Raw genomic sequence first — 21925 nt, 5'->3', positions numbered from 1 at the left:
TTACTTAAAAAAAAGTAATTATGAAATCATCGCATCGGCAAGCTTGGTCAACCGCGAGCGGACACTGCCGTCGATAACGAGGTCTCCAGCTTTCACGATGACGCCGCCGATCAGGTAGGTATCTACCTGTGTATGCATTCGTACTGATCGACCAAGTCGTTTTTCAACTTTCTTTGCGATTTTGTCCTGCTGTTCATCGGACAGCGGGAAAGCCGAAGTGACGACTATATCCTGATAACTCTGATCTTGTGCTTTCATCTGCTCAAAGATCGCGTCGATCTGGGGAAGCAGAAAAATCCGTTTTTTATTCGTAAGGATCCGAATGTAATTCTCGACTTCAACCGAAAGACTGCCTTTGCACAGTTCGATAAAGGCGTCTGCCTTCATGTCCCCTGTGGTGGACGGGTCTTTCAGCATCCTGCCCACAGCCTCACGCCTGGATATACTCGCACATAAAGTTAGCATCTGAGACCATTCAAATAACTGGTCGTGCTCTTTTGCTATCTTGAATGCGGCCTTGGCGTAGGGACGGGCACATGTAGTCAATTCCATGGTCAATCCCCTTTAGAGTTCAGCAACCAGGTCATCAACCAGACGGCTGTTAGCTGACTCATCCAGATTTTCACCCAGAATACGCTCAGCACCGACTACAGCCAGGGCTGCAACCTGAGAACGCAGAGCTTCGCGGGCTCTGTTGGCTTCCTGCTCAATGTCAGCCTGCGCAGCCACCTTGATGCGATCAGCTTCTTCACGGGCCTGCTCTTTAGCCTCGTCAAGGATCTGGGCAGAACGCTTGTTTGCCAGCTCGATGATTTCCTGAGCCTTTTCACGGGCTTCACGCAGTTCTTCGAGAACTTTTTTCTGAGCCAGTTCCAGCTCTTTCTGACCACGAGCTGCAGCGTCCAGTCCGTCAGCGATTTGTTTCTTACGGTCGTTGAGGGCCTGCATGATGGGTGGCCATACATACTTCATGCAGAACCAGACAAACACAGCAAAGGCGATCGTCTGACCGATGATAGTTGCATTGATATTCATGCGAACTCCAAATGCTCCAGTAAAATCTTAAAATCCTGCCTCAGATGAGCGTACTACTTCTATTTAGCAAAATAAGACGCTCCCAACAAAGTTGTTTAGATCAGCTTACCCAGCCTAGGAGTACATCCAGGATCTTTATTCGGCTTTTCGTTTCGTTACGGCTCTCAGACCGGCCGTACTTCAACGCCAAGCCGGATCTTCACTGCAGCGATTACTGAACCAGAGCTACAAAAGGGTTAGCAAAGGTGAAGAACAGGGCTATACCCACAGCAATCATTGGCACAGCGTCAAGAAGACCCGCTACGATAAACATTTTGGTTTGCAGCATTGGTGCCGTTTCAGGCTGTCTGGCAACGCCTTCAAGGAATTTTCCACCCAGCAAACCAAAGCCGATAGCTGTAGCCAGAGCCGCAAGACCCAGCATGAAAGCAACACCGATTGCAGTCAGACCTACTACCAGTTCCATATTTCCTCCCGACCTATTGTGGTCTTTGTTAAATTGAAGTTTTAGGTTAGTTAACACACTACGTCAGTCAGCTGACGTACAATATCTATAATTAATGGTCTTCGCTTGCCATGCTTAGATAAACAATGGTCAAAATCATAAAGATGAATGCTTGCAGAGTGACCACAAGAATATGGAAAACAGCCCATCCAAAGTGCAAAGGTAGCTGCATGTAGCCGACCAGGGCAATCAGGATAAAGATCAACTCACCTGCGTACATATTACCAAAAAGACGCAGAGCCAGAGAGATGGGCTTGGCAATCATGGTCACAGATTCCAGCAGGAAGTTGATTGGAATCAACAGAGCCTGCACAGCTTTGTTAGGGCTGCTGAACGGATGCAGGGTCAGCTCACCAATAAAACCACCTATACCTTTCACTTTGATCGAGTAAAAGATAATTAACATAAAGACAGAGAGGGACATACCCAGAGTAATATTCGGATCTGTACTCGGTACAATCTTCATATAAGGAATGCCCAAAGCAGAGGCCAGCCCCGGGATCCAGTCAACAGGGATCAGGTCCATCAGGTTCATAAAGAAAACCCAACAGAAAATAGTCAATGCAAGCGGGGCGATCAGGTTATTTCTGCCATGAAAAGAGTCTTTGACACTGCCATCCACAAACTCAACGACCATTTCAACCAGATTCTGCATGCCAGTAGGAACACCGGCAGATGCACGCCTGGCCACCATACGGAAGATCGAGATGAACACCACACCCAGCAGAACAGACCAGAACAGACTGTCTACGTGCAGCGCCCAGAAACCCATTTCTTTTGCTTCAGCAGCGGTTCTGGCAAAGGTCCAGGTGTCTTCCGACAGAACACCCAGCTCATTGCCATAATTGTCCACACGTTCAAAACCTGCAGGCAGCTTACCGAAGGTAAGATTCTGCAGGTGGTGGGCTATGTACTCAGTTGCAGTCGTCGCCATGAATTTTCCCGTACACCATCATCATTGTATAAATCTGTCGTCAGTAAACCTGCCTCAACTCTTAATAAGAAGAGGGGTCAGCCAGTTTACCGCCTGAATCAAAGCAAATGCACCGAACATCGTCAGGGGGTCGATTGACGGTATCCGTGTAAAAATCAGAACGAACGCCAGAACCGTTAAGGCAAACTTCCCCGCTTCACCCTGATAAAAAGACCTGACTATTTTCTGTGCCGCACTGGCTCCCCGGTATCGAAATGCTCTCCAGACCAGATAAGCATTGGGGACGCTGCATGCCAAACCACCTGACAGAGCGGATATAGCGAAAGACTTACCCAGCGGCAGCAAAAGCAATGTCAGAGATACTGTAGCCAACAGTTGAGCAACGACAACACGATAGATACGTGGCTGTTGCAGATGCGGGTAACTGGCCCGACTGTCACTTCTAAACATCTCTTTACTTTTGACTCTCCACGTCGTCTTTACAGACACAGGCTCCTGCGCTTGACCTGAGTATCTTAACAGGTCTGATAAGTCTTGATCCGCCCCTCAGAAAATACCAGGGGTTTCAGCCTTTGCGATGTGTGAATACAGTTAAACATCAGATGGCAAAGCTTCACACAACTGAAAATCTTAGAACTTTTTTTCACCCCTACGGCGCGCGAAAGTATACTAGTGACATGCACCTGCGTTCAACTAATATCTTAAAGGTTGACACTATACGACTTCGGAAGAATATTATCCCCTGAGTCCTAATGAATGGCGTTCAATAGCTAATGGACCAAAAGCTCGTCATCCCATTGCAAAATAAACTCAGAGACTTTCTTGATCACGCCACTTCGATATTTTTTCCTGTTAAGTAACAGATAAAAATGACGATTCAGAGTCAGGTCAGACACGTTGATGGTCGATAGCAGACCGGCATTCCTGGCCCGCCATATAGCCAGGTTGGAAATACAACCAATACCCAACCCTTCCATAACAGCCTGCTTGACGGCTTCGGCCCGGTTAAGACTCATTATAACGTTAGGTGTACATAAACGTGTTGCCAAGACTTCATCAAACAGTTCCCGGGTTCCTGAGCCTGGCTCCCTGAGTATCCACTCTTCGTGTTTCAGGGACTGAAGATCCACGGTCTTCCCGGCCATGGGGTGGTCAGGATGACAAATAATAACAAGCTCATCTTCGCGCCAGGGGATCACTTCTATTTCCGGGTGCAGACAGCTGCCTTCAACGACGCCCAGATCAATCTCCATAGCCAATATTCTCTGCTGAATACTGCGGGTATTTTCGACCGCCAGTTCGGCCCTGATATGGGGAAATTCCTTGAAAAACCTCCCAAGAATACGAGGCATCAGGTTATTACCAATGGTAGAACTTGCATGTATCTTCAGCGTTCCCTCTTTATAGCAGCTGTCCTCTATAAACTGGGTTTCAATCTCGTGGGCCCGATCAATCAGCTCTGCTGCCATGGGTAATAATGATCGACCAGAGTCGTTTAATGCCATGGACGCACCAGCATGTCGGTCAAATAAGGGGCCTAAATGCTTTTCCAGTTCTGACAGTGCCATACTGGCAGCGGGCTGCGAAATAAACAGGGATTCTGCTGCTGCTGTAACTCTGCCGGACTGGGCGATCGCCTTAAAGATTTCAAGCTGCCTCAATGTGATACGCATTTACTGCTCCGATATCCATTGCCAGCTCAAAAAGGACGGTGAAATCCCGGGTGGCATAGATAAAATTAACACCTTAAATTTTAGGAGTTGTTATTAGTGAACAGGACACCAAAACCTGGGTTGGCCTAAAAAAATGACACCCGCAATGAAAGAGGTCCTTCGTTACACGCACATTATAAAATAGAGTACGTCATCCCTCGATAACCTTAACGACTTTTGTAATAAAACCGTCAAGATTTTTAAGTAGATTTAGGTTTTCCTCATTTGTCTATCAATTACTCACTCATAAGTGCTCATTATAAGACTCTCTTGATTTATTGATTATTCAGGGAATAAGCCTACTCCTTATAATGCAGTCACCCTCGCAGATCAATAATAACACTTATCTTAGAGTTGTTTTGAAACCGTACTCAGAAAGATTTTTATGATAATTGTCCAACAAGGAGTGGCTATGTACCAAGAATATAATGATCGAAATGTAAAGCATTGGGTTGATCTTAAAAAACAAACATCCGTTCTTGAAAAGATTGTGTACTGCAAACAAAAGAGAAAGTATTCATCAACACTTGATAATCTTGGTGCTTTTTTCCGTAAAGCAGATAAACATTTGAAATATTCAGGTCTTCGAAAAAGTTACCCGGTTTTGTCTGCTCCTGCGACTTATTGCAGGACAATATTCGAACACTTTTTCAAGGCTAAATCTTGTCTGACCATGCATTGAGCTACTTTTTAATAACCGACAAACTTGCCAGTTTTCAGGAGCCCGGTAACAATAACACACAACCCATAAGTTTGACTTATATGCGCCTGTAATTTTATTGATTATCCAGAAAGACTTTCAGAGCTCTATAATTCGTTCACCATCATCAAGCGCTATAAATAGCCGCTACCTTCAACCTCCGACATTGAAAGATAAGCAGCTATAAGAGGGATCAGAATAAAACACAACAAGATAAAATAAATGTACAAAATATCTATTATCAGCATCTGGTAATGTATTAATCGATGCTGTGAAAATGGTATCGGATTTTGTTTCTTTAAACCCGTGATCATCAGGACAAAATCCGATAGCTTTTTCCAAGCTGACCAGTGTACGACAAGGTATTAGGCTGCTTTATGCAGCCGTTTTTTTACCTGTAATAACTTCTCTTTTTTGCCGGGAGCCGTTTCAACTGTCACATTCAGGTCTATCTTGCTAGGAGCCTGACCTTTTCCTTCGGCTAATATAATCTGCCAAAATCTGACGGTTTTCATCCGGGGAAGCGAAAGCAACAAACGCCTCTCCGGTACCTGCAATATTATCGCCACAAAACGGGCAGGTTAATTGACAATCACGCTGGTATCAGGGTTTTGCGAACAACCTGCCTAGTGTTTATTGGGTATCGGACACTTATTGAATATGCGCCAGAACCCCGTCCAGTTCATCCAGGCTATTGTAGGAAATCACCAGTTTTCCCTTGCCTTTGGCGTTATGAGTAATGGCAACCCTGGCTCCGACACGATCCGATAAGTCATCTTCCAGACGCTTGATGTCAGGATCTATTTTCATCGAGGTTTTTTTCTTGCCCTGTTCTTTTTCCTGCATCATGCGACGCACCAGAGCTTCTGTCTGGCGAACTGAGAGTCCTTTGGCCACAACCGTTCTTGCGGCTTCCAGCTGCTCCATATCAGACAGGGGCAACAGAGCCCGGGCGTGACCCATCTCCAGGTCACCGTATTCCAGCATTTTCTTCACGTCAGAACTCAAAGACATCAGACGTAAGATGTTGGCTACTGCTGCTCTGGATTTACCCACGGCCTCAGCCACTTCCTGCTGCGTCAGTTCAAACTCTTTCTGCAAGCGGGACAGCGCAATGGCTTCTTCAATGGGATTAAGATCTTCCCGCTGAATGTTCTCAATCAGAGACATCGCTATGGCTGCTTCGTCAGGAACATCCCGAACCAAGGCTGGTACCTCCGCCAGACCAGCCAGCTGTGCGGCTCTCCAGCGACGCTCTCCGGCAATGATTTCATAACGATTCCGGGACAGAGGACGAACCACAATAGGCTGCATGATGCCCTGGGCTTTGATACTTTCAGCCAGTTCTTCCAGCGCATCCGGATGCATATCCCGACGCGGCTGATATTTGCCTCGCACCATAAACTCGACAGGAATCTCTTTAAGTTCCTTATTCTGAAGTGTTTCGCCTTCAGGCGTTTCTGTCGGGTTGGTTAGTTCATCGGAAACCGATGATGAGAGGTTAGCGCCTCCCATCAATGCACTTAAATTGGTGCCAAGACGTTTTTTAGCCATCAGGTCCCTGTCTTCCTTTCAGTCTTGAGCCCCTTGTTAAGAGCCTCTTGTCTGCGAACCAGCTCACCCGCCAGCGCCAGGTAAGCTACCGCCCCCCTGGAGGTTCGGTCATAAGCCAGCACTGGTTTGCCATGGCTCGGGGCCTCAGCCAGACGCACATTCCGTGGAATAACGGTACGATAAACCTGATCACCAAAATGACCAATCAGCTGTCTGGATACTTCGTTGGTCAAACCCATTCGGGGGTCGTACATAGTCCTGAGTAGCCCCTCAATATGGAGCTTCGGATTAATGGTCTGTCTGATACCGGTAATGGTTTCCATCAGGGCAGTTAAACCCTCCAGCGCATAATATTCGCACTGCATCGGGATAATAACGCCTTCTGCAGCCACCAGAGCATTCAGCGTCAGCATATTAAGCGACGGTGGGCAATCAATCAGAATATAGTCATAGTGTTCACTGACAGAAGCCAGAGCACTTCTCAGTCGGGTTTCTCTGGCTTCCATCGACATAAGCTCTACTTCAGCGGCAGTGAGGTCAGCGTTAGTGGGAACTACGTCGTAGCCCGCATCTTCAGCGTTCTCAATAGCCTGATCGATGGCGCATCGCCCGGTCAGAACCTGATAGGAGGAATACTCCAGGTCATGTTTATTGATACCACTTCCCGTCGTGGCATTTCCCTGAGGATCCATATCAACCAGTAACACCTTTCGCTTGGTCGCTACCAGAGAGGCGGACAGGTTGATGCAGGAAGTGGTCTTTCCTACCCCACCTTTTTGGTTCGTTACCGCAAGAATTTTTCCCACTGCCAATCGCTACCGTATCGTCTTTATGTTTGTGAAAAGCTGTCTGTTTAAATTACACGTCAGCCTTCAGGATAACCAGATGCCTCTGTGCTTCACAACCCGGGACGTCAAGGGCATGGCTTTCCAGCAGGGAAATTTCTGGTCTTAGCTGCTTCAGATCGACCAGTTCCTGTTCCGGGAACAGGCCTTTCATTGCCAGAAACTTACCACCTGCCTTGATCAGATGGTGGCTGCCATTCACCATATCAGCCAGAGAACTGAATGCTCTGGACATAATAACGTCAAATGGCTGGATTGCCTCAAAGGATTCTACCCGGCAATTCGCCACTGTGATATTTTCAAGACCCAGCTCTGTTTTGGCCTGAGTCATAAAACGGGTTTTCTTACCATTACTGTCCAACAGGGTGTAGTGCTTTTCTGGATTAAGGATCGCCATAGGTATGCCTGGCAGACCGGGCCCGGAACCTACGTCCATCAGATGATCCCCTTCCATAAAGGGCGCAATACTCAGGCTGTCGTGTATGTGTCGTGACACCATTTCCAGCGGATCCCTGACGGCGGTCAGATTATAAGCTTTGTTCCATTTGGCAAGCAGCTCTACATAACCTGTCAGCAAGTCTGCCTGGCTGTCCGCCAGTATCAGAGATTGCGCAACTGCTCCCTCGCAGATGCGTTCACGTAAGGACAGAAAAGACATCAAGAAACAGTCCAGATAGGGTACATGGATTCACAGCCTCACGGCTTGATGGATAGTGTATTGCAAATAGCAGATTCAGTCGAATTCATAACCTTCTGATTGCACGTTAATTTTCATAGTCTTATTGATAAAAAAACAGTATCGAACCCGATTTGCGACTTTGCAGGCTGAATTTAAACCTTCTCAATGGTGAACAACCGGTTTGGCGGATAGGTTTAAAGAAAAGGTCGGAGTACAAATCGTCGATCAGACAAGAGATGGTGATGATAAACTCTTGGCTGTGCCTCTACTAATTTCTCTGGGAAGTCACACAATGCGTTATCAACAAACTTATGAAAAAAATAATCAAACGACTCTCACAGACTATTCTGAGCAGGCTTAAGTCAGCGGTTGATCTTTTCTCAGGTGATCCGTCAGAAACCAGATTGACTGTTAGAGAGCAGACTCAGTTAATCACTGACTTTTCACCATCGACTCTGAATATCAGGAAACCCACTCTGATCACTCAACCCGTCACGCCCTATTCGGTAAAAAAAGGACGAGTGGCTCCGCGTAATCCTCTAAAAACAAAGCGCCAGTCATACCGTGACTTGGCTCTGAAAAGGAGTAACCGATTCCCGAATCGAAGCAGGCTTGATTTCTCGACCAGAAAGTCAAGCCTGCGTCAGCGGGTCAAAATCAGGCAACCATCGAGCGTTTTTTAAGATGAATCAGTAGCAAGGAAACCGCTGCGGGCGTCATCCCCTGAATTCGGGAAGCCCGTCCCAGAGTTTCAGGCCTGTTATCATTAAGCTTCTGCTTCAGCTCATTAGACAACCCCTCGATCACACTGTAATCCAGAGCCTCAGGAATCTTTGTGCCCTCATAACGGCGCAGACGATCAATCTCTTCCGTCTGGCGATGGATATAACCTTCGTATTTGGTAGCAATTTCAACCTGCTCACAGACCTGGGGATTAGCTTCCGGTTCACCGGAGAGTGCGGCAACATCCGCATAAGTCAGCTCGGGACGACGCAGCAGTTCCTGCAGGCTGTATTCACGACTGATGGGCTTGGAGAGCTTATTGTCGATTTTTGCAGAAGCTTCGGTCTCTGGATGAATGAATGTGGTCCGAAGGCGTTCATGTTCCTTCTCAATTCGCTCTTTTTTGTCGCAGAATGCCGACCAGCGCTCATCGTCCACCAGACCCAGCTCACGACCTTTTTCTGTCAGACGCAAATCGGCATTATCTTCACGCAGAATCAGACGATATTCGGCACGGCTGGTAAACATTCTATAGGGTTCACTGGTGCCATTGGTAATCAGATCGTCCACCAGAACGCCAATGTAGGCTTCGTCCCTGCGAGGACACCAGCTCTCTTTACCCTGCGCTCTCAGTCCAGCATTTAAACCAGCCAACAGTCCCTGGGCCGCAGCTTCTTCATAGCCAGTAGTGCCATTAATTTGCCCGGCAAAGAACAAACCACCGATCGCTTTTGTTTCAAGAGAATATTTCAAAGCTCTCGGGTCAAAATAATCGTATTCAATGGCATAACCCGGACGGGTAATATGCGCATTTTCCAGACCAGGGATGGAACGCACCAGATTGACCTGAACGTCGAAGGGAAGACTGGTAGAAATCCCATTGGGGTAGAGCTCATTGGTATTCAGACCTTCTGGCTCAAGGAATACCTGGTGTGAAGACTTGTCGGCAAAGCGGGTGATCTTGTCTTCAATAGAAGGACAGTATCTTGGGCCAATACCTTCAATCACCCCGGTAAACATAGGTGAACGGTCAAGACCACTACGAATGATCTCATGGGTCCGTTCGTTGGTGTGGGTAATATAACAAGACACCTGACGGGGATGCTGTTCGACAGAGCCCAGATAGGACATGACCGGAACCGGAGTATCACCCGGTTGCTCTGCCATCATCGAAAAATCAACAGAACGGGCGTCAATACGGGCAGGCGTCCCTGTTTTCAGACGCTCAACGGCCAGATCAAGATCTCTCAATCGATTGGCCAAGGCTATAGAGGGAGGGTCTCCAGCTCTGCCACCGCTGTGATTTTCCAGACCAATATGAATTCGTCCACCCAGAAAAGTTCCTGCAGTCAGGACCACACTGGTTGCAAGGAAACGAACCCCCATGTTGGTCACCACACCGGTAACCTGACTCTGTTCAACCATCAGGTCATCAGCGGATTGCTGGAATATCCACAGGTTGTCCTGGTTTTCCAGAATGTTTCGGATCGCTTCTTTATAAAGTGCCCGATCAGCCTGAGCACGGGTGGCTCTGACAGCTGGCCCCTTTCGTGCATTCAAAACCCGAAACTGAATACCCGCCAAATCCGTAGCCCGACCCATGGCACCACCCAGGGCATCCACTTCTTTCACCAGGTGACTTTTGCCAATACCACCGATGGCAGGATTGCAGGACATCATCCCCAGAGTTTCGATGTTATGGGTCAACAAGAGTGTTTTAACACCCATACGTGCAGAAGCAAGAGCAGCCTCTGTGCCCGCATGGCCACCACCAATCACTATCACATCAAACCGGGTTGGAAAGTCCACTGCCAAGGTCACATCACCTTTGTTCGTTTATGGGTCTGGTAAAAAGGAGGCGGATTATACCTCAGCTCTTTTGTCCACAACATGCATCTTTCATGACAAATGCCTTTCCGCCTGTTTTTCCCGATGAGGACTCGTTCAGTTAAAGGCTCTGTTCCTATTGGCGTAAAGCATAGTGCCTTATCAGCCAGGGGTTCAGTCGTAAAGCCCGAAATCTTGTATGTCGTCTTCCTACTGCTTCTAGAGGTCCTTACCTGTGAGTAACATTAAAAACAATAGCCGTCTTTAACGTAGTGTTTATTAGATATTTTTATTATAAATAGTGTGAGTAGTTTCTGTGGATAAGCAAAAAAAGTATATATATATCAATATTTTAAAAAATGAATAAGTGTGTCAGTCTACTGTTGAAATCTTTCGGTTAAGGTGTAGTTTTCTTGTGGATAAAAGAGCCTTTTTCCACAATCGAAATTTATCAATATCTTATCCCGGTATCTATAAATAGTTTCTCTATGTAGCTTTCCACAAGGCATTTCTAACAGAACCACGCCAATGAAAGGTTGATAAAACCTGCGTTTGAAGCGTATTTAGACTTATAAAGCGGTATTTTTTATCCACAACAGGGTATGAGCGACTTCGAATAGTCGGAAGGTTTTTCGCAGACTGATAATTTCTGAAGGGATGGAGAAAAAGAAGATCAGATAAGACGCAGAGTGTTATGGAAGCTCAAGGACACCTCAACCATAAGGAAGGGCATTCGCTCAACCCAGAATCCTGGTCCTGCTCTTTAGTTGGGTGGATTGACAACAATGTTTTGAACTTTCATTCCAAAAACTATTCCAAATTAATGAATGCTATTTGTGAAATATGGTATGCGAATAGAACAAAAAAGTTAGTACTTATGTTCATAAAAACTGGCGATAAGACGAAATTTCTGTAGAATGCGCGAATGATAATGTTTCCTATTTAGATTGATATTATAAAAATACGGTTGTCGTCCATGTTGAAAAATAAAGTCTCTTCAGCACTTTTAGCAGCAGGTCTTATGGCTGCATCTGCTATCTCCCTGGCCGCAGAAGTGGTTAATGTTTACTCCTATCGTCAGCCTTTTCTGGTTGAACCTCTGTTCGCAGAGTTCACCAAAGACACCGGTATTGAAGTCAACATGGTGTTTGCCAAAAAAGGTTTGAGTGAGCGTCTCGAACGTGAAGGCAAACTGAGCCCCGCTGACCTGGTATTGACGACAGACATCAGCCGACTGATGAATCTGGTTGAAAAGGATCTCAGCCAGCCCGTTGACAGCCAATCAATCAATAACGACATTCCTGCCCAGTATAGAGACCCTGAGGGTGAATGGTTTGCCCTGACCAAGCGTGTCAGAAATATCTACAGCACCAAACGTTCAGAGAAGCCGGAAGGCATCACTTACGACGATCTGGCCGATCCAAAGTACAAAGGCAAAATCTGCACACGCAGTGGTAAAAACGCCTATAACGTAGGTCTCGTTGCTGCTTATGTCGCTCACAATGGTGAGGAAGCGACTAAAGAATGGCTTGAAGGTTTCAAGGAAAACCTGGCCCGTCGCCCTCAGGGTAATGACCGTGCCCAGGTAAAAGCTATCACGGAAGGCGTTTGCGACCTCTCTATCGGTAACAGCTATTACTTCGGCAAGATGATGACCAATGAAGAACAGCGTCCATGGGCTGAGTCCGTTTACATCAACTTCCCTGATCAGAAAGGCAATGGCTCTCACGTCAACGTCAGTGGTATGGTTCTGACCAAATACGCTCCCAACAAAGACAATGCCGTTAAGTTAATGGAATTCCTGGCCAGTCAAAAAGCTCAGGCCACCTTCGCTGAAGTCAACATGGAATACCCTGTAAATCCTGATGTACCGGTTTCCAAAATGGTTGCTTCCTGGGGTGAGTTCAAATCCGACGATCTGCCTGTTTACAAGCTGGCAGAGAACTATGCGACCGCTCAGAAACTGTTAGACGAAGTCCGTTTTGATCTGTAATTAAAAGGCCTTTCGACCTTCCGGAGAGTCGGCGGCTGCTTGCTGGCTCTCTGCTTCTGACTCTGGTCTATGAGGCCTTGACGCCTTATCCTTCGATGTAAAAGCAATTCTGCTAGCAGCCTGTCGGACTTAAGCGTCCGTAGCGAGGATTGCAAGAAACAGAGATTTTTAGACCAATTTATTGCAACCGCACGACTGCATGGATGCAGGAGCTAGAGCAACGCAGGAGCAGTTGCCGTGTAGGACAGTCTTAAGTCCGACAGGCTGCTAGAGTCCGGATTCCGAAAAGTCCCGGAACATATGCTTGAGTCGGTCACCAATACGGAGCCTGTAATCTTTAATATAGAAGTCACCCTCTAAATAATTCAGTACACTTTTTAACAATAATGAGCGGTCTTCAGTTTTAACCACCAGCTTTAAGCCTTCATCGTGTACTCTCTGAACAATATTTGTGAACTGCTCAATTCCAATTTTACCACCAGCAGCATCACACTCCATAAAAACAGCCTGATGCTGTGTTTTGGATAAATCGCTGAGAAAGTAATCTGAACTAAATTTTTGTGGGCGTCCGGGCAAAAGAGGGGAACCCACCTGGCGGATCTGATCTGCCGGAATACTGAGTATTCCGGCCATTTCTTCTATTGATACAGCGCGCTCAGTGATCACTGCTGCCGCCTTGCCACCCTGATACTGACCCAGTTGCGATATTGCATCAGCAGCATGAACTTCAGGACTGCGCCACCATTGGGAACGGCGACTGGCTCTCTGCAAATTGCTCAGGTAAAGAAAGTCATGAGCTTTCCTGGTTAAGGGATCAATAATGCCAGGGGTTGCATCTTTGGCAGGAATATGAATATTTGAACTGACCATGATGGCTTTGTTATGAGTTATCACATGTCTCATTGTTTTTGCCAGAAGTTTTTTGCTAAGTAAGCCGTTGGCATCATCGATGACCACCAATTCCTTTCCGGCAAGCTTTTCGTCGATCTTTTCAGCCCATAGCGTTTCATTACCCTCTAAGTCATCGAACAGAGTACCTGCTGTAAAATCGTCTATATAAAGGGTGTCAACACCATATTCGGCTGCTTTTTTGGCAACCGCTGTACATAGATGTGTTTTTCCTATTCCCGCTGATCCGCTCAGGAATAGTCCCATGGGTTTTTTATGCGAGGCTTCATACTGATTATTTATCACAGCGTGTGCGAACTTCAGGGCTGTATCTTTCATCCGTTCCTGCTGTTTTGAGTCGGCTTTGAATTGATCAAAATCAGAATCAAGATTTTCAATGGTGAACGGTGAAACCTGATGCACCGGCTTTGGTTCCATAGTCGATGTGACAGGCAACAGTGGTTGGCAATGCCAGACTTGATCGCACTGCGACAAAAAATATTTCCAGTAATTATTACTGAAGCGAAGTGCACAAGTGATGCCAACAATGGGGTGGTCATGGGGTACTGTATGGTCTTTCAGCTGGGCATAATGCCTTTCTCCCTTTTCGATTGCACGGATTGTTTCAGGACCCTGTTGTTTATTGTAACCATCAATCAGTATTTTTTTGACTTGGTCGTAGGTTTTCGGTTCATCAAATTCATTCGGACCAAACCCCAGATAGAGATTCTGTCCGCTGCTGTTATGCCCGGTGCATATCAGATTAAAACCTATAGCATTACCCAATTTATGTTTCTTCATGTAGTCACTTACGCCCGAAATGTAGATGATATCACCCTTTTTGAAATCCTGTTTTGACAGTTCCTTGTCACTTGAAGTAATGCCGGTTTCGTGAAGGTGCGAAAGATCGTAAAACAGATTATAGATAGGGTTGCTGATTTCGATCGGTGTTAAATTTTCAGCACCATTCACGAAGTCAGAAGAGCTTTGGCTAATCGTGCAGGAAATTCTAAATTTTGCCACCGGTGAACCAAAGATCCGGTTGAATTCGTCGGTGCCAATGATGGATTCAATGGCTCGATACTGACAGGCCAGCATGGTTGTCGCACAATCTGCAATGGTAGGGCCATGAAAAAAAGCATTCAGACATTCACTGGGGGTATGCCGGTTATCCTTTCCTACAAAGCTGTTTATATAAGTCCTATCAAAATATTTTGGTAGAGTGTGTTTCACGAGGTTAATACCGTTTGACAACTTGGGAAGTTCATAGTCCATATAATCCTCATCATAAAAAACACCCAGACGTTTGCTTACTTCCAGGACTTTTGGCGAACTGGAAGCATTGTTGGTTGCCGTGACAAAGCTATTGTCCCATTGGGTAGAACTTTCGTCCATAAACGGGACGGGATCATAAAAGCTTGTCATGACTGAGCTCCGCTCTTCGTATGATGTGTTAAGTTGCTGGAGCCAATGAATCGTTTTATTGGCAAATTGTTCATCCATGGGCTTGTTACTGTGACTTACCGGGAAGGGTTTGTAAGAGGGAGTTATCACGTCTAAAGATTTGAAATGAATTGCCATAATAGCATCATCAGCTTTTGAGACAGAGGCATTAGAGGAGGGACGATATTGTTTTGAACCTTGTGCAGATATAACAGTACTGCTTGCGGCAGTTTTAGACTCTTCAATGATTCTTTTCCTCAGCCTCTGCGTCTGCCCGCTTGAATCTGCCCTTTCTTTCGGGTTTTCAGCGATGTTCATCTCACCACCATTTTTTACTGGCGAGGGCTTTACACTTCTTGAGGTGGAACCTGAAGTGGTGGAAGTGGGGCTATTTTCTGTTTTTCCGAATTGGAAAGGTACAGCGGGCAGATAGCCGGTAGAAGTAAAAGTTACACTATCCATAATTAATCGTCCTTTTAAGTTGTATCTACTATTAATACCGTCCTTGTGGTTAGCTCATTTGCCTGGCAAGTTTAATTCTTTATGACAGTACTTCAGGCAATCTAAAAAGAAGGGGTAAATTATCTAAATCTTGTACTATCGCTCTATTTATTTAGACAGAAAGGAAATGATTTAGTTCACTGCTAAAGGGGGCTCAAATGAATTTGAACCCTAATGTACTAAATTGTGTAATTGAAGCTGACTGGTCGTTTCATGGGGTGAGTTCAAATCCGACGATCTGCCCGGCTTCTTGCTCTGCTAATGACTGACTTTGGTCGAGGCCTCGGCGCCTTAAATTCCAATGTAAAGGCAATTATGTGGGCCGAGCCCCGAGCCAACTCTAGAGTCCGGATTCCGAAAAGTCCTGGAACATATGCTTGAATCGGTCACCAATTCGGAGCTTGTACGTTTCAAGATAAATGTCTTTCTCCAGGATATCCGGTACAGCTTTTAACAATAATGAGCGGTCTTCGGTTTTTACCACCAGCTTTAAGCCTTCGTCGTGTACTCTCTGAACAATATTTATGAGCTGCTCAACATCACGTCTATAAACAGGATCACACGCCATAAAAACAGCCTGATGCTGTGTTTTGGATAAATCGCTGAGAAAGAAATCGGGGCTTATTTTTAGTGGGAGTTCGGGCAAAATAGGGGAACCCACCTGACGGATCTGTTCTGCCGGAATACTGAGCATTCTGGCCATTTCGTCTATTGATACAGCGTTCTCGGTGATGACTGCTGCCGCCCTGGGGCCATGATACTGACCCAGTTGCGATATTGCATCAGTAGCCTGTATTTCAGGGCTGTGCCACCATTGGGAACGGCGACTGTCCCCCTGCAAATCGCTCAGGTAAAGAAAGTTATGGGCTTCCCTGGTTAAGGGATTAATAACGTCAGGGGTTGCATCCTTGACAGGAATATAATTATTTGAACTGAGCATGATGGCTTTTTTATCAGTCATCACATGTTTCATTGTTTTTGCCAGAAATTTTTTGCTAAGGCATCCGGTGTTGGCATCATCGATGACCACCAAATCCTTACCGGCAAGCATTTCGTCGATCTTTCTGGCCCATTGCTCTTCTTTACCCTGGTAGTCCATATACAGATCGCCTACCATAGCTTCGTCTATGTAAAGGACGTTGGCACCGTATTCGGCTGCTTTTTTGGCAACAGCTACACAAAGGTACGTTTTTCCTATTCCCGGTGATCCAGTCAGGAATAGTCCCATGGGCTTTTTGTGCGAGGCTCCACCCTGATTATTAATCACAGCGTGTGTGAACTTCAGGGACATATCCCTCATCAGTTCCTGTTGTTCTGAGTCGGGTTCCAATTGATCCAGATCAGCATCAAGATTTTCAATGGTGAACGGTGAAACCTGATGCACCGGCTTTGGTTCCATAGTCGGTGTGACAGGCAACCGCGGTTGATGATGCCAGACTTGATCGCGCTGCGACGAAAAATATTCCCAGAACAGATTACTGAAGCGAAGCGCACAAGTGATGCCAATAATAGGGTGGTCATGGGGTAGAATACTGTCTTTCAGCCGGGCATACTGCGTTTCCCCCTTTTTGATTGCATAGTTTGTCACAGAATTCTGTGGTTTATTGTAGCCATCAATCAGTATTTTTTTGACTTGGTCGTAGGTTTTCGGTTCATCAAATCTATCCGGACCAAAACCCAGATAGAGATTCTGTCCGCTGCTGTTTTGCCCGGTGCACATCAGATTAAAACCTATAGAACAACCGCTTTTATGTTTCTCCAGGTAGCTTTCAACGCCCTGAATGTAGATGATATCACCCTTTTTGATATTCCGTTCTGACAGTTCCCTGCCAGTTAAATTAGTGCCGGTTTCGTCACTGAGCGAAAGATTGTAAAACAGATCATAGATAGGGTTGCTGGCATCGATTGGATCAATATTCCCGACGTTAGTAGTGTGTTTGCTGGTATGCGACATAATCGTGCAGGAAATTCTGAACTTTGAGATCGGTGCACCAAAGATCCGGTTGAATTCGTCGGTGCCAATGATGGATTCAATGGCTCGATACTGACAGGCCAGTAAAGCCGTTGCACAGTCCGCAAGGGTAGGACCATGAAAAAAAGCATTCAGACACTCACTGGGTGTATGCCCGTTATCCACTGCTACAAAGCTGTTTCTGTTACCCAGGTCAAAAAATTCTGGTAGTGTGTGCCGCCCGAGGTAGATACCGTATAACAGCTCGGGAAGTTCATATTTCTTATAATCCTCAGGATAAAATATACCCAGACGTTTTCTTAACTCCAGCCGTTCTATCCCCTCATACATCTGAGCAAAGGAAGGAGAACAGTCTGCCCTGGCTGAGTCAGAAAGAGAAAAACTTGTCGAGTCTAAGCCAGTGTTCAATTTGGTAACACTGACTTTTTCTAACGGTGCTTTTTTATGAAAATTATAAAAATCATAAATGCTTGTCATGACCGAGCTCCGCTCTTCGTATGATGTGTTAATGTGCTGGAGCCAATGAATCGTATGTTCGGCAAATAGTTCATCCATGGGCCTATTACTGACACTTGCCGGGAAGGATTTGTAAGAGGGAGTTATCTTGCGCAAAGATTCAATATGGTGTTCTTGAATACCCCGATCAACTTCGTCGAAAGGGTCATAGAAGTAGGGTCGGTATTCTTTTGAACCTTGTGTAGATATGACAGTACCGCTTGCGGAGAACGAAGTACTGGAATTTTCAATTATTCTTTTCCTCAGGCTCTGCGTCTGCCCGCTTGAATCCACCCTTTCTTTCGGGTAGTCAGTGACGCTCATCTCACCACCATTTTTTATTGGCGAGGGTTTTACACTTCTAGAGGTGGAACCGGAAGTGGTGAGAGAGGGGCTATTTTCAGCCGTTATTTCAGATGATTTAGTCACTGTTTTTCCGTATTGGAGAGGTACACCTGACTGATGGCCGGTAGCAAAAACATTTACATTATCCATAATTAATCGTCCTTTATTAAGTTGCATCTGCTGTTAATACCGTCCTTCTGGTTAAGTACTCAACCATACGAAATCATATTTTCTGACTCATTGTTCAGGCACTCTAAAAAGAAGGAGTAAATTATCCGAATCTTGTACTATCGCTCTATTTATTTAGACAGAAAGGAAATGATTTAGTTCACTGCTGAAGGGGGCTCAAATGAATTTGAACCCTAATGTACTAAATTGTGTAATTGAAGCTGACTGGTCGTTTCATGGGGTGAGTCCAAATCCGACGATCTGCCTGGCTTCTTGCTCTGCTAATGACTGACTTTGGTCGAGGCTCCGGCGCCTTAGCTTTCAATCTAAAAGCAATTCTGGGGGCCGAGCCCCGAGTCAACTTTACAGTCCGGATTCCGAAAAATCCCGGAACATATGCTTGAGTCGGTCAGCAATACGGATCCTGTACTTTCTAATACTGAAATCTTTCTCTAAATAATTCAGTACATCTTTTAACAATAATGAGCGGTCTTCGGTTTTAACCAACAGCTTTAAGCCTTCATCGTGTACTCTCTGAACAATATTTATGAACTGCTCAATTTTAATTTTACCACCAGCAGCATCACACTCCATAAAAACAGCCTGATGCTGTGCTTTGGATAAATCGCTGAGATCGTAATCGGGGCTTAATTTTTGTGGGAGTCCGGGCAAAAGAGGGGGACCCACCCGGCGGATCTGTTCTTCCGGAATACTGAGTATTTTGGCCATTTCGTCTATTGATATAGCCCTCTCAGTGATGACTGCTGCCGCCCTGAGGCCATGATACTGACCCAGTTGCGATATTGCATCAGTCGTCTGAACTTCAGGGCTGTGCCACCATTGGGAACGGTGACTGTCTCCCTGCAAATCGCTCAGGTAAAGAAAGTTATGAGCTTTCATGGTTAAGGGATCAATAATGCCGGGGGTTGCATCTTTGGCAGGAATATGAACATTTGAACTGACCATGATGGCTTTGTTATGAGTCATCACATGTTTCATTGTTTTTGCCAGAAGTTTTTTGCTAAGTAAGCCGTTGGCATCATCGATGACCACCAATTCCTTTCCGGCAAGCTTTTCGTCGATCTTTTCAGCCCATAGCGTTTCACCACCCTCTAAGTCATCGTACAGAGTAACTGCTGCAAAATCGTCTATATAAAGGGTGTCAACACCATATTCGGCTGCTTTTTTGGCAACCGCTGTACATAGATGTGTTTTTCCTATTCCCGCTGATCCGCTCAAGAATAGTCCCATGGGCTTTTTATGCGAGGCTTCACACTGATTATTTATCACAGTGTGTGCGAACTTCAGGGCCGTACTTTTCATCAGTTTCTGCTGTTTTGAGTCGGCTTTGAATTGATCAAAATCAGAATCAAGATTTTCAATGGTGAACGGTGAAACCTGATGCACCGGCTTTGGTTCCATAGTCGATGTGACAGGCAACAGTGGCTGGCAATGCCAGACTTGATCGCACTGCGACAAAAAATCTTCCCATCGCTCGTTACTGAAGCGAAGCCCACGAGTGATACCAACAATAGGGGAGTCATAGGGCAGAATACTGTCTTTCAGGTCTGCATAATGCGTTCCCCCCCTTTTAATTGCATGGATTGTTTCAGGACTCTGTGGTTTGTTGTAACCATCAATCAGTATTTTTTTGACTTGGTCGTAGGTTTTCGGTTCATCAAATTTATCCGGACCAAACCCCAGATAGAGATTCTGTCCACTGCTATTTTGCCCGGTGCATATCAGATTAAAACCTATAGCAGTACCGAATTTATGTTTCTCCATGTAGATCGCTACGCCCTGAATGTAGATGAGATCACCCTTTTTGATATCCCGTTCTGACAGTTTCCTGACAGGGCAGGTATCGTCAGTGCGGTTAAGATCGTGAAACAGATTATAGATAGGGTTGCTCAAGTCGATCGGTTCTAATTTTTCAGCAATATTCGCGAGGCTAGAAGAGTTTTTGCTGGTATGCGACATAATCGTGCAGGAAATTCTGAACTTTGAGACCGGTGCACCAAAGATTCGGTTGAATTCGTCGGTGCCAATGATCGATTCAATGGCTCGATACTGACAGGCCAGAATAGTTGTCGCACAGTCTGAAATGGTAGGACCATGAAAAAAAGCATTCAGACACTCACTGGGTGTACGCCCGTTATCCTTTGCTACAAAGCTGGATCTGAAAGTATGATCAAAATATTTTGGCAGTGAGAGCAATCCCAAGCCGCTGGCTTTTGACAGCTCGGGAAGTTCGTAGGCCTTATAATCCTCAGCATAATAAACACCCAGACGTTTTCTTTCTTCCAGCAATTCTGGCAAACGAGAAGAATCGTACGTAAAGGTTGCACTGGGTATACCACTGCTCGAATAGGTGTAACTTATGACCAATGTCTTAGGTATTTCACGAAATCTTGTCATGACTGAGCTCCGCTCTTCGTATGATGTGTTAAGTTGCTGGAGCCAATGAATCGTTTTATTGGCAAATTGTTCATTCATGGGCTTACTACTGTCACCTACCGGGAAGCGTTCGTAATAGGGAGTTATCGGACGTAAAGATGCGAAATGATTTGCCACAATATAATCATCAGATCGGAAGTCAGGGTTATCAGAGCAGGGACGATTTTGTTCTGAGCCTTGTGCAGATATGACTGCACCGTCTGCAGCAGTTTTAGAATTTTCAATTTTCCTTTTCATCAGGCTCTGCGTTTGCCCGCTTGAATCCGTCATTTCTTTGGGGTTGTCAGCGACGCTCATCTCACCACCATTTTTTACTGGTGAGGGCTTTACAGCTCTTGAGGTGGGGGAGCTATTTTCAGCAGCTATTACACCGGGCAGATAGCTATAGCCGTAGCCGGTAGCAAAAGTTTTTACATTATCCATAATTAATCGTCCTTTATTAAGTTGTAGCTGTTGTTAATACCGTCCTTGTGGTTAGCTCATTTGCCTTGCAAATTTAATGCTTCATACAGTTCTAAAGGCAATCTCAAGAGAAGGGGTAAATTATTCGTAACTTGTACTATCGCCCTAATATTTAGACAGAAAGGAAATGATTTAGTTCACTACTTTTATGCGAGAACCAAGCCAGGGCGGCTTCGCTTGTTCCCTGAGCAACGAACTGTGAAACAGGAACCTGAAGGTAACTAACAGGAATCCCCGTCCTACTGGATTTGAATTTTGGCTTTTACGACCCCCCTCTTCAGAGGGTGGGGAGGATGTCAACTTTCTCGGGTAGAGCTTCGTATACCTGCCAAGTATTACCCTCAAAGACCAATGATCTCACTGATATCCTCTTCACTTGGCTGATAGCCCTCACCCTGGCTATGTGTACTCTGTGAGTCTGCAATCTGCCGCATCAAGCTACTATTCTGCAGCACATAAAGAGTCTCTTGTTCCTGCTCCCAGTCATCAGCACTGATCATCACAAAGTCTTCTCCACCGCGCCGAGTGACCTTAAGCGGAGTGCTGTTGCCCACAACCTTCTCTACAAAACTTTTCAGGTTATCCCTGAACTGATTAACGCTGACACTTTTCATAAATTACCTCTACCTTTGGTGTGCATTATTACCGTACACAATTGAGAGCAGGCATTTAAAAGGCAAGTCTACG

At 45.7% G+C, this 21925-nt stretch carries 17 protein-coding genes; 2 read left to right on the top strand and 15 right to left on the bottom strand.

Annotated features, from left to right (window positions below; all coding sequences use genetic code 11):
• Positions 1 to 18 precede the first annotated feature (18 nt).
• The 6 genes from ACO6V5_RS19925 to ACO6V5_RS19900 all read right to left on the bottom strand — a co-directional run bounded on the left by ACO6V5_RS19925 (position 19) and on the right by ACO6V5_RS19900 (position 4147).
• A complete protein-coding gene (locus ACO6V5_RS19925) occupies positions 19 to 552 on the bottom strand; it encodes a F0F1 ATP synthase subunit delta (RefSeq protein WP_422136035.1) in 534 nt (177 codons plus the stop codon).
• Between the two features lie 12 nt (positions 553 to 564).
• Positions 565 to 1035: a F0F1 ATP synthase subunit B gene (locus ACO6V5_RS19920; protein WP_317144277.1), complete on the bottom strand. Its 471-nt coding sequence runs from the start codon at positions 1033 to 1035 to the stop codon at positions 565 to 567.
• A 211-nt stretch (positions 1036 to 1246) separates the two neighbouring features.
• Positions 1247 to 1501, bottom strand: coding sequence for a F0F1 ATP synthase subunit C (atpE, locus tag ACO6V5_RS19915; RefSeq protein WP_257253757.1), 255 nt, complete (start codon positions 1499 to 1501; stop codon positions 1247 to 1249).
• A 91-nt stretch (positions 1502 to 1592) separates the two neighbouring features.
• The gene (atpB, locus tag ACO6V5_RS19910; protein WP_422136037.1) at positions 1593 to 2474 is read right to left on the bottom strand and encodes a F0F1 ATP synthase subunit A; all 882 of its coding nucleotides are present in this window, start codon (positions 2472 to 2474) and stop codon (positions 1593 to 1595) included.
• Positions 2475 to 2528: 54 nt separating this feature from the next.
• On the bottom strand, positions 2529 to 2924 hold the full coding sequence (locus ACO6V5_RS19905) for an ATP synthase subunit I (RefSeq protein WP_422136038.1): 396 nt from the start codon (positions 2922 to 2924) through the stop codon (positions 2529 to 2531).
• Positions 2925 to 3244: 320 nt separating this feature from the next.
• On the bottom strand, positions 3245 to 4147 hold the full coding sequence (locus ACO6V5_RS19900) for a LysR substrate-binding domain-containing protein (protein WP_422136039.1): 903 nt from the start codon (positions 4145 to 4147) through the stop codon (positions 3245 to 3247).
• A gap of 451 nt (positions 4148 to 4598) precedes the next feature.
• Between ACO6V5_RS19900 and ACO6V5_RS19895 the strand changes: the two genes are divergently transcribed.
• Positions 4599 to 4868: a hypothetical protein gene (locus ACO6V5_RS19895; RefSeq protein WP_422410688.1), complete on the top strand. Its 270-nt coding sequence runs from the start codon at positions 4599 to 4601 to the stop codon at positions 4866 to 4868.
• A 383-nt stretch (positions 4869 to 5251) separates the two neighbouring features.
• On the opposite strand, the gene ACO6V5_RS19890 is transcribed toward ACO6V5_RS19895, so the two are convergent.
• The 5 genes from ACO6V5_RS19890 to mnmG all read right to left on the bottom strand — a co-directional run bounded on the left by ACO6V5_RS19890 (position 5252) and on the right by mnmG (position 10496).
• Positions 5252 to 5401, bottom strand: a complete 150-nt coding sequence (locus ACO6V5_RS19890) for a hypothetical protein (protein WP_422442038.1) — start codon at positions 5399 to 5401, stop codon at positions 5252 to 5254.
• A gap of 136 nt (positions 5402 to 5537) precedes the next feature.
• Positions 5538 to 6443, bottom strand: coding sequence for a ParB/RepB/Spo0J family partition protein (locus ACO6V5_RS19885; protein WP_422410706.1), 906 nt, complete (start codon positions 6441 to 6443; stop codon positions 5538 to 5540).
• Entirely contained in the window at positions 6440 to 7246 is an 807-nt protein-coding gene (locus ACO6V5_RS19880) for a ParA family protein (protein ID WP_422136042.1), read from the bottom strand. Before ACO6V5_RS19880 ends, ACO6V5_RS19885 begins: the two co-directional genes overlap by 4 nt.
• 52 nt (positions 7247 to 7298) lie before the next feature.
• Positions 7299 to 7943: a 16S rRNA (guanine(527)-N(7))-methyltransferase RsmG gene (rsmG, locus tag ACO6V5_RS19875; protein ID WP_422136043.1), complete on the bottom strand. Its 645-nt coding sequence runs from the start codon at positions 7941 to 7943 to the stop codon at positions 7299 to 7301.
• 678 nt (positions 7944 to 8621) lie between these two features.
• Positions 8622 to 10496 carry a tRNA uridine-5-carboxymethylaminomethyl(34) synthesis enzyme MnmG gene (gene mnmG / locus ACO6V5_RS19870; RefSeq protein WP_422410708.1) on the bottom strand — a complete coding sequence of 625 codons (1875 nt, stop codon included), beginning with the start codon at positions 10494 to 10496 and terminating at the stop codon, positions 8622 to 8624.
• A 1039-nt stretch (positions 10497 to 11535) separates the two neighbouring features.
• On the opposite strand from mnmG, the gene ACO6V5_RS19865 reads away from it, so the two are divergent.
• Positions 11536 to 12507, top strand: a complete 972-nt coding sequence (locus tag ACO6V5_RS19865) for a Fe(3+) ABC transporter substrate-binding protein (RefSeq protein WP_422136044.1) — start codon at positions 11536 to 11538, stop codon at positions 12505 to 12507.
• Positions 12508 to 12774: 267 nt separating this feature from the next.
• On the opposite strand, the gene ACO6V5_RS19860 is transcribed toward ACO6V5_RS19865, so the two are convergent.
• The 4 genes from ACO6V5_RS19860 to ACO6V5_RS19845 form a co-directional block, all read right to left on the bottom strand.
• Entirely contained in the window at positions 12775 to 15300 is a 2526-nt protein-coding gene (locus tag ACO6V5_RS19860; protein ID WP_422410691.1) for an ATP-binding protein, read from the bottom strand.
• 379 nt (positions 15301 to 15679) lie between these two features.
• Positions 15680 to 18301, bottom strand: a complete 2622-nt coding sequence (locus tag ACO6V5_RS19855; protein ID WP_422136046.1) for an ATP-binding protein — start codon at positions 18299 to 18301, stop codon at positions 15680 to 15682.
• A 381-nt stretch (positions 18302 to 18682) separates the two neighbouring features.
• Positions 18683 to 21199 (bottom strand): ATP-binding protein, encoded by a 2517-nt coding sequence (locus tag ACO6V5_RS19850; RefSeq protein WP_422410694.1) that lies wholly within the window; start codon positions 21197 to 21199, stop codon positions 18683 to 18685.
• A gap of 380 nt (positions 21200 to 21579) precedes the next feature.
• Entirely contained in the window at positions 21580 to 21852 is a 273-nt protein-coding gene (locus tag ACO6V5_RS19845) for a type II toxin-antitoxin system Phd/YefM family antitoxin (RefSeq protein ID WP_422136049.1), read from the bottom strand.
• Positions 21853 to 21925 lie beyond the last annotated feature (73 nt).

The organism is Endozoicomonas sp. ALD068 (assembly GCF_049310145.1).
GTDB lineage: Bacteria > Pseudomonadota > Gammaproteobacteria > Pseudomonadales > Endozoicomonadaceae > Endozoicomonas_A.
Note: the sequence above shows the minus strand (reverse complement) of the source record. Positions and strands in the feature narration are given on the sequence as shown.